Consider the following 12,667-nt stretch of genomic DNA (forward strand, 5'->3'; position numbering starts at 1 on the left):
TTATTCCGCTGGCTGATGTTTGGTCAGGCGCTCGACGGCCCTGACCAGTTCAGCCACGGAGCGGACCTGCATTTTCTCCATCACCCGGCGGCGGTGCACTTTCACCGTAATCTCACTGACGCCCAGCTCGGCGGCGATCTGCTTGTTGAGCTTGCCGCTGACGGCCAGCTCAAGCACCTCATGCTCGCGCGGCGTGAGGGACAGATGGCGCTGTTTCAGGGCGTAGTGCTCTTTGACGCGGGCGGCGTTGTGCTGTGCCAGCCTGAGCGCGGATTCGATGGAGCCGATGAGCGCGCTGGATTCAACGGGCTTAGTGAGAAATTCGTAGGCCCCGCCTTTGATCGCCCGGACGGACATAGGGATGGTGCCGTGGCCGGTGAGAAAGATGATCGGTATTTCCCGCCCGCTGTCTTTCAGCGCATCTGCGACATCAAACCCGGTTATCGTGGGCATTTGCATATCGAGAATCACGCAGGAGGGCAGATCCTCAAAGGGATGGCTGAGAAAGGCCTCTGCTGAGGAAAAGCCAAGGGCATGTATATCCGCAGACTCCAGCAGCCTGACAACGGACTGCCTGACTGTGTCATCGTCATCAACCACATAAACAATGTGTTCCATTCACCGCCCCGGTGTTGATTTAAATGTCGAGGATGTAAACAGTCACTATGGCTACGTAAGAGACTGTTTATGCTGACTTTCATCTTAACACATTAAATATCATTATCATTTAGCAATATGATAACCATATGAAGTATAGCGAGCTTGAGCGGAGGCGATGAAGGAACGAAACGCTGTTTTTATGCACCGACAAGCTCAATACGGTTGCCGTCCGGGTCCGCAATCACCGCTTCATAGAAACCGTCCCCGGTCATACGCGGGGCGCTGAGCAGGGAGCCGCTTGCCTGCGCCTGCGCTGCCATACTGTCCACCTGCGCTTTGCTGCCGACGTTGATGGCGATATGCGCCCAGCCGATAAATTCCGGGTGCGAAGGTGCACTGGGCAGGCCCGGCAGCGTCATCAGCTCGATGGTCGGCCCGTCATCCAGGGTAATAAAGTGAGATTTAAACCCCGGACGATTTTTGCTGACGTAGCGGTCATTACTGCGGCCGCCAAACACCGTTTCCCAGAACTGAACCTGCGCGTCCAGGCTGCGGGTCCAGAGTGCGACATGTGCAATATTCATAAGATCCCTCGTTATTTGTCTGTGAGGACTTTCACCGGTAAAACAGGCTACACTCTGGTTTTGAGCGCGACAAGCTGAGGAAACAACAATGCACTACACACTGAAAGAAAGCGACAAGGAAAAAGCGGAAGGAACAAACGGCGCGGGCGCTCTACAGCAAAAACTGCTGGAATCCCGTTCGATTGTCATCTCCGGAGAGATTAACCAGGAGCTGGCCCAGAAGGTCATCACTCAGATGATCCTGCTGCAAAGCGTCAGCAACGATCCGATCAAGCTGTACATCAACAGTCAGGGCGGCCACGTAGAAGCGGGCGACACCATCCACGACTTCATTAAGTTTATCCGTCCGGAAGTGCATGTGATCGGCACCGGCTGGGTGGCGAGCGCCGGGATCACCATCTTCCTGGCGGCGAAAAAAGAGCACCGCTACGCTCTGCCGAATACCCGCTTTATGATCCACCAGCCGCTGGGCGGCGTGCGCGGTCAGGCAACGGATATCGAAATCGAAGCGCGCGAGATCATCCGCATGCTGGAGCGCGTGAACAAGCTGATTGCTGACGCCACCGGCCAGCCGCTGGAGAAAGTGAAGAAAGACACCGACCGTAACTTCTGGATGTCACCGGCGGAAGCGCTGGACTACGGCATCGTGGGTAAACTGATTACCCATTATGACGAGCTGAACCTGGATTAAGTTTAAGCCCGCGTGTGCGTCGGGTGACGGCTTCGCCTTACCCGACCTACGCGCGCTCGATTGACCCATGACAAGTTCCCCCCTCGCTGTCTCTTCTATAATCGCGCCTGTCTCCCCTCTCACTGGTGCTACCCATGGCGTATCAACTGAACCTGAACTGGCCGGAATTTCTTGAAAAATACTGGCAAAAACAACCCGTTGTGCTGAAAAATGCCTTCCCGAATTTTGTCGACCCCATTACCCCTGATGAGCTGGCGGGTCTGGCGATGGAGCCGGAAGTCGATAGCCGCCTGGTAAGCCACGCTAACGGCAAGTGGCAGGCGAGCAATGGCCCGTTTGAGCATTTCGATAACCTCGGTGAAACCGGCTGGTCCCTGCTGGCGCAGGCGGTGAACCACTGGCATATGCCCGCGGCAGAGCTGGTGCGTCCGTTCCGCGTCCTGCCGGACTGGCGTCTTGATGACCTGATGATCTCCTTCTCCGTCCCGGGTGGCGGCGTTGGGCCGCATATCGATCAGTACGATGTGTTTATTATCCAGGGGATGGGCAGCCGCCGCTGGCGCGTGGGGGACAAGCTGCCGATGCGTCAGTTCTGTCCGCATCCGGCCCTGCTGCATGTCGATCCGTTTGAGCCGATCATCGACGAAGATCTGGCGCCGGGCGATATCCTTTACATTCCGCCTGGATTCCCGCATGACGGCTTCACCCATGAAACCGCGCTCAACTACTCTGTCGGTTTCCGCGGGCCGAACGGTCGCGATCTGATCAGCAGCTTTGCCGACTACGCGCTGGAGAACGATCTGGGCGGCGAACATTACAGCGATCCGGATCTGACCTGCCGCGAACACCCTGGCCGCGTGGAGCAGTACGAGCTCGATCGCATTCGCCAGATGATGATCGACATGATTAGCAAGCCAGATGATTTTACGAAATGGTTTGGCAGCTTCGTCTCCACGCCGCGTCACGAGCTGGATATTGCCGCCGCCGAGCCGCCGTATTCCGCAGAAGAGGTGCTCGACGCGCTGCAAGGGGGCGAAACGCTCTCCCGCCTGAGCGGGCTGCGCGTGCTGAACATCAACGGCAGCGTCTTTATCAACAGCGAACAGCTGGAAACGGCGGATGTGAACGGGGCGGACGCGCTGTGCCGCTTCACCGAGCTCGGCCAGGCTGAGCTGGGCGATGCGCTGAATAATCCGGCGTTTGTGGAAGAGCTGACCGGTTTGATTAACCAGGGCTACTGGTTCTTCGACGAGTAACAGCAGGCGGCGTTTAGTCAGGCTAAACGCCGCCAGGTTCAGACCAGCATATTACAGGCCTTCCAGTAGTTAAGAAGCCGCTCATCGTCGCGCTCTTTCTCCGCTTTGATTTTCATCGCCCGGGCAAGATTTTCTCGCGATACTTCATGGCCTTTTTGCACGATGTCTAAAACCGCTTCACCAAGAGCCAGTGAAATTTCTGCCCGATTATTGCGAATCGTCATAAATACCTCCTCGTTGGTTGCGATAATTTAATTATGAACGGGAAATAATCAGTCGGTAATAATTCATCTCATTCTTATTTTTTCATTTCGGCGTTAAGTAGACTTAATATTCGGTTCTGTCAATGATGTTTCAAAATGCTAATAAGACGTTTAAGCCTGAATTTATGCGCTACAGTTAATTTCGTGCAACAGGCAAATAACCGAAACAGGAGAATAATTATGGTAGATAAAAGCGCAATTAAGGATCACACTCAGGTTGTCGCCAGCTGCGGAACGCACGTCGGGGTTGTGGACCATCTTGATGGTGAGCGTATCAAGCTTGCGAAGAGCGATCCGGAATCGGGCGGCAAGCACCACTTTATTCCTCTCGGCTGGGTTGATAAGGTCGAAGATAATAAAGTTGTCCTGACCAAAAACCATAAAGAGGTTTTTGCTGAGTGGCAGGAAGCATAAATATATTTCTCGCAAGGAAATATATGCCTTCGCTCCGGCTTCGTCCGGAGCGTAATAGTGTCTGCGCCCGGTGATTGCTGCCATTACAAATGGATGGTACTGTTTTGCCTGTCCTTTCCCTAATGCAGGCCCCGAATGATGCTCCAGAGTGAAAATAGATCAGCGAAACGCATATTTTTTGTTGAAGATTTTCAGGTATTCGGCGAGCGCTACGGCATCGACTACCGTTTCCCCCAGTTAAAAGAGGCGCAGGTCAGCGGTAGCCCCGTGTTGCAGGGGAATGTTGAAGAGATGATGCTCTCGTCCGGCATTTCGCTGACCCACTCCGACGTACGTGTATTACAGCCCTATGAAACCACCTCTCGCCACAGCAGCCCGCTCTATATGCTGGTGGTGCTGGAAGGGTGCGTCACGCTCACGCTCAATGGTATCAATTATCCCGTCCGCCCGGGCATGGCGTTCAGCTCACGTCTGAGTGAAGATCAGGTGATGAGCGCGCGTCACGATGCCGACAGCACGCTGAAAACGCTCTCGTTTGGCGTCTACCCGCACGATGCCGGACGTGAAGCCCTGCTTGAGTCATTGCTTCTGGAATGGCAAAGCCTGAATGCACCCGCGTTTGTCTGGCAGGTTCCCGAGTTTGTGATGTCAGGTATTCTGCATGCGCAGCGGCAGGGGGGAAGCGTGCTCTCACGCAAGCTGTTGCTGGAGGGGCTGATGTATCAGCTGCTCGGCCATGGCCTCAACCAGCGCCAGCAGCCTTGCCCGCGCCGGCCTGAGCATGCGCGTCTTGAACGCGTGCGGAGCCTGCTGGAACAGTCTCCTGAACGGGATCATACTCTCGCGCAGCTGGCAGCCCTTGCCGCAATGAGCCCAAGCAGCCTGCGCAGCAAGTTCCGTCAGCGCTACGGCTGCACGCTCTTCGATTACCTTCGCGACTGTCGCCTTGCGCTGGCGCGCCGCTATCTGCTGGAAGGCCACAGCGTGCAGCAGGCGGCTTGGATGTGCGGGTATCAGCATGCCACCAACTTTGCCACCGCGTTTCGTCGTCATTACGGGATTTCACCGGGGGACGTGCGCAAACTCCGCTAACGTAATTTCTCCTGTCGCGCGAATGCATTTCGTGTGGTTTAGCATCGCGCATACGTAACCTGGCGGCACGCATAGCCGTTTGCACTCTCAAAAAGGTAATAATTCTTATTAACAATAAGAAATATCTCTGGAGAGGGTTATGTTTGTTAAATCGCGTCTGGCACTGCTGGTGGGATGGGTTACCGGTAGCGTTGCTTTTCCTTTACTGGCGCAGGATGCCCAAAAAACTGACACCGTGGTGGTGACCTCGCAGATGCAGTCTGCGGCCACCAAGCTTGAAACACCGGATATTGAAACCCCGCAGTCGGTCTCTATCGTCACTCGCGAGCAGTTCGAAGAGCAGGGCGCAACCAGCGTGCGTCAGGCCGTGAGCTACACGCCGGGGGTCTACAGCAACCAGATCGGGGCGTCAAACCGCTTTGACTACATGGTGCTGCGCGGCTTCTCGGACGGCAGCCTGGATAACGTCTACCTCGACGGCCTGAAGATGATGGGCGACACCAACTCCCACAGCTCGCTGGTGGTTGACCCGTGGTTCCTGGACAGTATCGAAGTCGTGCGCGGTCCGGCCTCCGTGCTCTATGGTCGCTCATCGCCGGGCGGGATTGTGGCGCTCACCTCCCGTAAGCCATCGTTCGATCCTGGCGGGGAGATCAAGCTCTTCGCCGGTAACAATAACCAGCGTGGGGCGATGTTCGACGTCACTGGCCCGGTTGATGATAACGACCGCGTGGCGGTGCGCCTCAGCGGGATGACCCGCTATGCCGATTCCCAGTTCGATCCGCTGAAGGAAGAGCGTTACGCCCTGATGCCGAGCCTGACCTGGCGTATCACCGACAACACCCGTCTGGATCTGATGGCCTACCTGCACCGCGATCCGGAAGGCGGCAGCCACTCCGGCCTGCCATATGAGGGCACCGTTGTACCGCACAGCGGTAAGAAAATCTCCAACACCTTCTTCGAGGGCGAGGACGATTACGACAAGTACGATCGTCGGGAAAACATGGTCGGCTATAACATCGAGCACCTGTTTGACAGCGGCTGGTCCGTGCGCCAGAAGCTGCGCTACCTGCACACCAAAGTCGAGCTGAACCAGGTGTATGCCGCAGGCTGGCTGAATGACACCGAGCTGAACCGCGGCTATTCCGGCTCCGACGAGAAGATGAACGCCATCACCCTGGATAACCAGGTCGACGGCAGCTTCGATACCGGGGCGGTAAACCACCGCGTGCTGATCGGCATGGACTACCAGGACCGCACCAACAACGTCACTGGCTACTACGGCGGCTTCCCGCCGATTGACGCTTTCCATCCTGTTTACGGCGCGAAGCCGGACTACATCACCCAGTACAGCAGGGAAAAACACAAGCTGCGCCAGACCGGCTACTACCTACAGGATCAGATGTCCATTGACCGCTGGCGCCTCACGCTGGGCGGGCGTTACGACCAGGTGAGCGTGTCGAACGTCGACAACTTCAACCACACCCGCAGCGATCTGGATAAAAATAACTTCAGCAGCCGCGCGGCGCTGCTGTATCTGTTTGATAACGGCGTCGCGCCGTACGTCAGCTACTCTACCGCCTTTACGCCGACCAGCTTTGCCGACGAGCAGGGCAACATTTTGGATCCGATGAAGGGCAAGCAGTGGGAAGCGGGTGTGAAGTATGAGCCGGAGGGGATGAACAGCCAGTTCAGCGCCTCGGTGTTCCGCATTAACCAGAAGAACATTGCCACTAAAGAGGAGCCGACCGATCCGTACCGTTCCATCGGTGAAATCGAATCCGAAGGCGTTGAACTGGAGGCGATTGGTCAGCTGACCGACAGCCTGCGTATGCAGGCCGCGTACACCTACACGGATATTCGCTACAAGAAGAGCAGCCCGGAAGAGGAGGGCAAGCGCGCCGTTTATGCCCCGCGTAACATGGCCAGCGCCTGGCTGAGTTACGACGTCAAAACCGGCCCTCTGGACGGCCTGACCGTCGGCTCCGGCGTGCGCTATGTCAACGGGATCGCCAGCGATCGCCAGAACACCCATACGCTTCCGTCGTACACGCTGGTGGATATGACCGTGGGGTATGACCTGTCGAAAGTGGGGCTCACGGGCGTGAGCGCGCAGTTGAACGTCAATAACCTGACGGACAGAAGCTACGTCGCGGCGTGTAACTCGCTCTCTTACTGCTACTTCGGTGCAGAACGCAGCATTGTGGGCAGCGTTTCGTGGAAGTTCTGAGTCGTTGACCATTGCCCGGTGGCGGTTTCCACCCTCTCCCTTTGGGAGAGGGTTGGGGTGAGGGCAACAGGCCGCACTACTCCTCCATCGCAATCACAATTGCCTCGCCCATCTTCCTCAGCGCTTCGCGGTTCTTCTCCGTCGGCGGCAACGCCACGTTGATCCGCAGGCAGTTGCGGTACTTCCCGGAGGCAGAAAACAGCGACCCGGCCGCAGCCTGGATCTTCAGACGGCACAGCTGCTTGCTGACGCACACCATATCGACCGTCTCCGGCAGCTCAACCCACAGCAGGAAGCTTCCTTGCGGGCGGGTGACGCATATCTCTGCCGGAAAATACTGCCGCACCCAGCAGGTATAGGTTTCCATATTCTGCTGATAAATCTGACGCATACGGCGCACGTGGCGATGGTAATGGCCGTCGCGAATAAACGCCGCCACCGCCATCTGCGTGCCCGGCACGTTAAACCCGCCCGCGGCGTACTTCATGTGCATCACCCGGTCGTAATAGCGCCCCGGCACGATCCAGCCGACGCGCAGGCCCGGCGCCACGGTTTTGGTAAACGAGCTGCATAAGAGCACGCGGCCATCTATGTCCATAGAATGAATGGTGCGCGGACGCGGGTACTCCGCCGCCAGCTCGCCGTAAATGTCATCCTCAACAATCACGATATCGTGCCGCTGTGCCAGGGCTAAGACCTGCTTCTTGCGAGACTCCGGCATGATAAACCCGAGCGGGTTATTGCAGTTCGGCACCAGGATCACCGCCTTGATCGGCCATTGCTCCAGCGCCAGCTCTAACGCCTCGATGCTGATCCCGGTCTCGGGATCGGTGGGAATTTCAATGGCCTTGATGTTAAAGCCGCGCAGCATCTGCATGGTGCCGTGAAACGATGGTGACTCGACTGCCACGATGTCACCCGGCTTGCACACCGAGAGCAGAGCGATCGACAGCGCGCCGTGGCAGCCGTTGGTGATGACAATCTCGTTTGCCGCCACGGTGGAGCCGCCATCCAGCATCAGACGGGCGATTTGCTCGCGTAGCTCCAGGCGCCCGTCGAGCACGTCATAGCTCAGCATTTCGCCCGGATTATGCTGCGCAATGCGGCTCATCTCACGCCACAGCGGCTTCAGGCTCGGTTGGTTAATGTCCGGTGAGCCGCCGCCAAAGGAGATCATCTCTTTGTCGGCGCGGGCGTCCAGCAGCATCATCACTTCGTCCCACTGGGTGACGTCCACGGGGCGCTGTACCGGGCGCGTCATCGCCGGGACGGGCGGCTGGGCTTTGCGTTTCGAGACAAAATAGCCGGAGCGCGGCTGAGGCGTAATCAGCTGGCGGTTTTCGAGGATCTGGTAGGCCTGCTGTATGGTGCTGATGCTCACGCCGTGCTCCTGGCTCAGCGTGCGTACCGACGGCAGACGTTCACCGCTGCGATACAGCCCTTGTTCGATACGTTCCGCCAGGAGGTTGGCCAGATGTTGATAGCGCGTCATGCTGTATCCTTTTTTTTCACCATACAGAGCATTAAACCAGTACAGATTGATGGGTAAACCACCATGCAGATACCGTTTTAGCGGATCTGTATGGTAAACAAAAGCAGTTTTTGAATCTGTATTGTACTGGCCGTTTTCCATGATGATAACTCCACTGGCACAGCGAGGAGAGCATCATGGAATTCTACGAGAATCGTTCAAAACGTCCGTTTATCGCGTTTGTCTGGGTAGCGAAAACGCTGCGTAACTGGTATCGCATCAACCGTACCCGCCGTATTCTGAGCCAGATGAGCGACGAGCAGCTCAAGGACGTCGGGTTATCGAGATATGATGTGTGAGCATAGGGTTGCCCGGTGGCGCTACGCTTACCGGGCCTACAGGAGACCGTAGGCCGGGTAAGGCGCAGCCGCCACCCGGCGGTTTTCAGCTCAACAGCGCAAGCGTCTGCCGTTTCGGCCTTTCCAGCAGCTCAACCGCCTCCTGATATGACCGCACGTTGTTATAGCCCATCACCAGCCCGTAGCGTTTGCCCGACCCGCGATACCACGCCGAAAGCGCATTAACCTGCAATTGCTGTTCCTGCCAGCAGCGGGCGATCTCCCGGTCAGCGCTTCCCTTTGCGAGGAACGCGACAATATGCATTCCACCGTCGTTTTGCTCGGTGAAGAACAGATCACCATAGACCTCACGCAGGGCGGCAATCATCCAGTCGCGGCGGGTTTGATAGAGCGCGCGCATCTTTTTCAGATGACGGAAAAAATGCCCCTCGTTGAGAAAGGCTGTGAGGATCTTTTGCGTCAGGACCGGCTGGCCGCTGGTGAGGATGTCCGCGCTGTCGGTAAACGCGCCGACGGTGCTGGCGGGCATCACCACGTAGCCCATGCGCAGTGAAGGCATGATGGTTTTGCTGAAGGTGCCCATAAAGATCACCCTGTCATGCTGGTCGAGGCTTTTCAACGACGGCAGCACTTTGCGGGTGTAGTGAAATTCGCCGTCATAGTCATCTTCGATAATCCACGCCTCGTTTTGTGACGCCCAGTCGAGCAGCTGCTGCTTGCGCGGCAGGGAGAGCGTCACCGCCAGCGGGCTCTGGTGCGACGGGGTAACGATGGCGAAGCGGGCATCGTGGTGATTACGCAGCAGGTAGTCCGTATCCATCCCTGCGCGATCGACCGGCACGGTGTGCAGGCGGGGCACAATGCGCTTGAGCAACTGCTGGCCCATAAAGTAGCCCGGATCCTCAAATACCACCTTATCGCTGCGGCTGGCGAGCGTGTCGAGGATCAGGCGCAGGCTGCCGCTGTAGCCGCTGGTGATCAGCACCTGTTCTGCGGTGCAGGACAACCCGCGCGAGATATTGAGATAGCGGGCAATTGCCTCGCGCAGCGGATACCAGCCCAGCACCGGCGGGTTGAGCATTTCATCCTGACGCATGGCGCGCGTCGCCTGGCCTGCCAGCAGCAGCCATTTTTTATAGGGGAAGCTGTCGAGCGCGGGAATGCCGGGGCGCAGAAAACCGGCCCGTTCGCGCTGGCTAATCAACGACGCCGGCAGCGTGCCGGTCGCTTGTTCTGCCGGAGCGTTTTGCGCGGGCAGCAGAAGATCCGGATTCACCCGCGTGCCGCGCGCGCCCTGGCTTACCAGATATCCTTCCCCCGTCAGAATGGCATAGGCTGTTTCAACGGTTTTTCGCGCGACCTTAAGCTCTTCAGCCAGCACGCGGATGGCAGGCACTTTGTCGCCGGGCTTCAGTACGCCGCGCGTGATGTTATCGCGATAGCGGGTATAAATGTCGTGATAGCCCGGCTTCATGTCCTACCTCATTTCAGGTTTTTTGTGTCTTTTTACTATGTCATTAACGACGTAGATTTGCCTCATCGCATGATAAAAACCGCACAAAAAAGAGGAAAGACAATGAGCACCCGCGTAAACCACCACAAAGCCACACCTGCACTCGCCAACGCGCTTTCCGCCCTGAGCATGGAAGTGGCGAAAACCTCCATTGATCCGGCGCTGAAGCACCTGATCGACATTCGCGTCTCGCAGCTGAACGGCTGTACCTTCTGCCTGGATATGCATTCGAAAGAGGCCAAAATTGCCGGCGAGCGCGAGCTGCGCCTGTACCATCTGGCTGCGTGGCGGGAGTCGCCGCTGTTCAGCGCCCGCGAGAAAGCCGCGCTGGCCTTCACCGAAGCGCTGACCCAGATTGGCGTTCACGGCGTGAGCGACGCGCTGTACCGCAGCGTGGCGGAGCATTTCTCGGACGTGGAAATTTCAGAGCTGAACTTCGCCATCGTAGCGATCAACGCCTGGAACCGCCTGGGCATTACCTCCCGCATGGAGCCGGGCTCGCTGGATGCGGCATATGGGCTGAACAAGGCTAACCTGGAGTAATCCCGCGCTCGCGGATTATCGCCACCAGCGCCCGTAAGCCTGGCGGGACGTGACGATGGCGAGTGGGGGATTCGGGCGTTTATGGAGCCAAGGTCGATTGTGGGCTAAAACCAGCCCGGTGGCGCTGCGCTTACCGGGCCTACAAAACACCGTAGGCCGGATAAGCGCAGCGCCATCCGGCAAACACTTCGCTCCATACCGAAGCATTGTATCTCTTCATTCTGCATTCTCTCCCCAACATCACAACGGAGAGAAAACCATGATCGCAGTCCTTTTCGAAGCCAAAGCCGAACCCGCTTATCAGGCGCGCTATCTGCAACTGGCCGCAGAGCTTAAGCCTTTACTGGCCGACATCGACGGCTTTATTGATATCGAACGGTTCCAGAGCCTGACGACCGACGGCAAAATCCTGTCCCTTTCCTGGTGGCGGGATGAAGAGGCCGTCCGCCGCTGGAAGCAGAACGTCTTTCATCAGGCGGCGCAGGCCGAAGGACGGGCGTCGATTTTTTCTTTCTACCGTATTCGCGTGGCGCAACTGGTGCGGGAATACAGTTCCGAAACCGGAGGGCACGCGGATGTATGACGTTCATGTGATTTTTAGCGACAGGCCCGGCGAGCTGGCGAGCTTTGGACAACTGTTAGGCCGCAACGGCGTGGGGCTGGAGGGGGGCGGCGTTTTCGGTACGGATGCCCATTTCCTGGTGGAGGACGGGGAAAAAGCCCACCGTGTGCTGCTCGACGCCGGGTTTACCGTGCAGGCGCTGCGAAAGCCGGTGATCAGAAAGCTTAAGCAGGAGCGTCCTGGCGAGCTGGGTGAAATTGCGGCGGCGCTGGCGGCACGCGGCGTGTCTATCCTGACTCAGTACAGCGACCATGCGAATCACCTTATTCTGCTGACGGATGATGATAAGCTGGCCGCAGAGATCACCGAATCCTGGGCGACGAATGTTAAAGACGAGCTTACCCTCTGATAACAGCGCGATGCTGGAACAGGCCATTGCCGCTGTAGCGGCTGCAATGGCCGATCCGTCGCGCGTGAAGATGCTCTGTGCTCTGATGGACGGGCGGGCGTGGACGGCTACAGAGCTGAGCATGGCGGCAGACGTTGCGCCGTCGACCGCCAGTGGGCATCTCGCGCGGCTGGTGGAGGGAAAGTTGATTACCTGCCTGTCTCAGGGGCGGCATCGCTACTATCGCCTGGCGGGACACGACGTGGCGGCGCTTGTCGAGCAGATGATGGGGCTCTCCTGGAGCCGCATCACGCCGCCGGAAACCTCCGCGCCAAAAGCCCTGCGCGAAGCACGAACCTGCTACGACCATCTTGCCGGAACGGTGGCGGTGCATATCTATGAATTCATGCAGGCGGAAGGCTGGCTTGAGGCAGACGGTTTAGCGCTCACGCTACATGGCCGCGAGCAGTTTCTGAAGCTTGGTATTCCGTTAAATCCCAATACGCGTCGCAAGGCGTGCTGCGCCTGCCTGGACTGGAGCGAGCGGCGGTTTCATCTGGGGGGAGAGGCCGGCGCGGCGCTGCTCATCCACATGGAAAGCAAAGGTTGGATCCAGCGGGTGGCGGGGTACAGGGAGGTGGTGGTGACGGCTTCGGGGAAAAGTGCCGTCAGGAAGCATTTTAGCCGCTAAACGCCGTTGC

14 protein-coding genes and 1 pseudogene are annotated in these 12,667 nt (G+C 57.7%); 10 read left to right on the forward strand and 5 right to left on the reverse strand.

Translation table 11 applies throughout. The annotated features are described in order from the left end of the window. Both IMQ56_RS12555 and IMQ56_RS12560 read right to left on the reverse strand, forming a co-directional pair. Positions 1–618, reverse strand: coding sequence for a response regulator (locus tag IMQ56_RS12555; RefSeq protein WP_017383872.1), 618 nt, complete (start codon positions 616–618; stop codon positions 1–3). A 179-nt stretch (positions 619–797) separates the two neighbouring features. Beyond that, positions 798–1,184, reverse strand: a complete 387-nt coding sequence (locus IMQ56_RS12560) for a VOC family protein (protein WP_015572565.1) — start codon at positions 1,182–1,184, stop codon at positions 798–800. A gap of 85 nt (positions 1,185–1,269) precedes the next feature. On the opposite strand from IMQ56_RS12560, the pseudogene IMQ56_RS12565 reads away from it, so the two are divergent. Next, positions 1,270–1,875, forward strand: a pseudogene (locus IMQ56_RS12565) (ATP-dependent Clp protease proteolytic subunit); the annotation flags it as partial. Positions 1,876–2,009: 134 nt separating this feature from the next. Next, positions 2,010–3,131 (forward strand): cupin domain-containing protein, encoded by a 1,122-nt coding sequence (locus IMQ56_RS12570; RefSeq protein ID WP_015572567.1) that lies wholly within the window; start codon positions 2,010–2,012, stop codon positions 3,129–3,131. 38 nt (positions 3,132–3,169) lie between these two features. Here IMQ56_RS12570 and IMQ56_RS12575 read toward each other — a convergent pair whose 3' ends face one another. Then, positions 3,170–3,355 (reverse strand): hypothetical protein, encoded by a 186-nt coding sequence (locus IMQ56_RS12575; protein WP_015572568.1) that lies wholly within the window; start codon positions 3,353–3,355, stop codon positions 3,170–3,172. 219 nt (positions 3,356–3,574) lie between these two features. Between IMQ56_RS12575 and IMQ56_RS12580 the strand changes: the two genes are divergently transcribed. The 3 genes from IMQ56_RS12580 to foxA all read left to right on the forward strand — a co-directional run bounded on the left by IMQ56_RS12580 (position 3,575) and on the right by foxA (position 7,130). After that, positions 3,575–3,808, forward strand: coding sequence for a DUF2171 domain-containing protein (locus IMQ56_RS12580; RefSeq protein WP_003863067.1), 234 nt, complete (start codon positions 3,575–3,577; stop codon positions 3,806–3,808). A gap of 135 nt (positions 3,809–3,943) precedes the next feature. Then, positions 3,944–4,900: an AraC family transcriptional regulator gene (locus IMQ56_RS12585; protein WP_017694577.1), complete on the forward strand. Its 957-nt coding sequence runs from the start codon at positions 3,944–3,946 to the stop codon at positions 4,898–4,900. Between the two features lie 121 nt (positions 4,901–5,021). Next, complete coding sequence (foxA, locus tag IMQ56_RS12590) at positions 5,022–7,130, forward strand: ferrioxamine B receptor FoxA (protein ID WP_103557149.1); 2,109 nt, start codon at positions 5,022–5,024, stop codon at positions 7,128–7,130. 76 nt (positions 7,131–7,206) lie between these two features. Here foxA and IMQ56_RS12595 read toward each other — a convergent pair whose 3' ends face one another. Then, positions 7,207–8,622 (reverse strand): PLP-dependent aminotransferase family protein, encoded by a 1,416-nt coding sequence (locus tag IMQ56_RS12595; protein ID WP_032668118.1) that lies wholly within the window; start codon positions 8,620–8,622, stop codon positions 7,207–7,209. Positions 8,623–8,798: 176 nt separating this feature from the next. On the opposite strand from IMQ56_RS12595, the gene IMQ56_RS12600 reads away from it, so the two are divergent. Further along, a complete protein-coding gene (locus IMQ56_RS12600; RefSeq protein WP_003863073.1) occupies positions 8,799–8,960 on the forward strand; it encodes a DUF1127 domain-containing protein in 162 nt (53 codons plus the stop codon). Between the two features lie 85 nt (positions 8,961–9,045). Here the strand turns inward: IMQ56_RS12600 and IMQ56_RS12605 are convergent, their stop codons facing one another. Continuing rightward, the gene (locus IMQ56_RS12605) at positions 9,046–10,434 is read right to left on the reverse strand and encodes a PLP-dependent aminotransferase family protein (protein WP_017694575.1); all 1,389 of its coding nucleotides are present in this window, start codon (positions 10,432–10,434) and stop codon (positions 9,046–9,048) included. 102 nt (positions 10,435–10,536) lie between these two features. On the opposite strand from IMQ56_RS12605, the gene IMQ56_RS12610 reads away from it, so the two are divergent. From IMQ56_RS12610 to IMQ56_RS12625, 4 genes are all read left to right on the forward strand, one after another. Further along, complete coding sequence (locus IMQ56_RS12610) at positions 10,537–11,016, forward strand: carboxymuconolactone decarboxylase family protein (protein WP_010427243.1); 480 nt, start codon at positions 10,537–10,539, stop codon at positions 11,014–11,016. A 259-nt stretch (positions 11,017–11,275) separates the two neighbouring features. Continuing rightward, positions 11,276–11,599, forward strand: a complete 324-nt coding sequence (locus IMQ56_RS12615) for an antibiotic biosynthesis monooxygenase (protein WP_045333468.1) — start codon at positions 11,276–11,278, stop codon at positions 11,597–11,599. Beyond that, positions 11,592–11,987 carry an amino acid-binding protein gene (locus IMQ56_RS12620; RefSeq protein WP_045333469.1) on the forward strand — a complete coding sequence of 132 codons (396 nt, stop codon included), beginning with the start codon at positions 11,592–11,594 and terminating at the stop codon, positions 11,985–11,987. Before IMQ56_RS12615 ends, IMQ56_RS12620 begins: the two co-directional genes overlap by 8 nt. After that, positions 11,962–12,657 (forward strand): winged helix-turn-helix domain-containing protein, encoded by a 696-nt coding sequence (locus IMQ56_RS12625; protein ID WP_196064039.1) that lies wholly within the window; start codon positions 11,962–11,964, stop codon positions 12,655–12,657. The genes IMQ56_RS12620 and IMQ56_RS12625 overlap by 26 nt, the downstream gene beginning before the upstream one ends. The last annotated feature ends 10 nt before the right edge of the window (positions 12,658–12,667 follow it).

Source organism: Enterobacter sp. Res13-Sevr-PEC09-46, from assembly GCF_015672585.1.
Lineage (GTDB): Bacteria > Pseudomonadota > Gammaproteobacteria > Enterobacterales > Enterobacteriaceae > Enterobacter > Enterobacter hormaechei_C.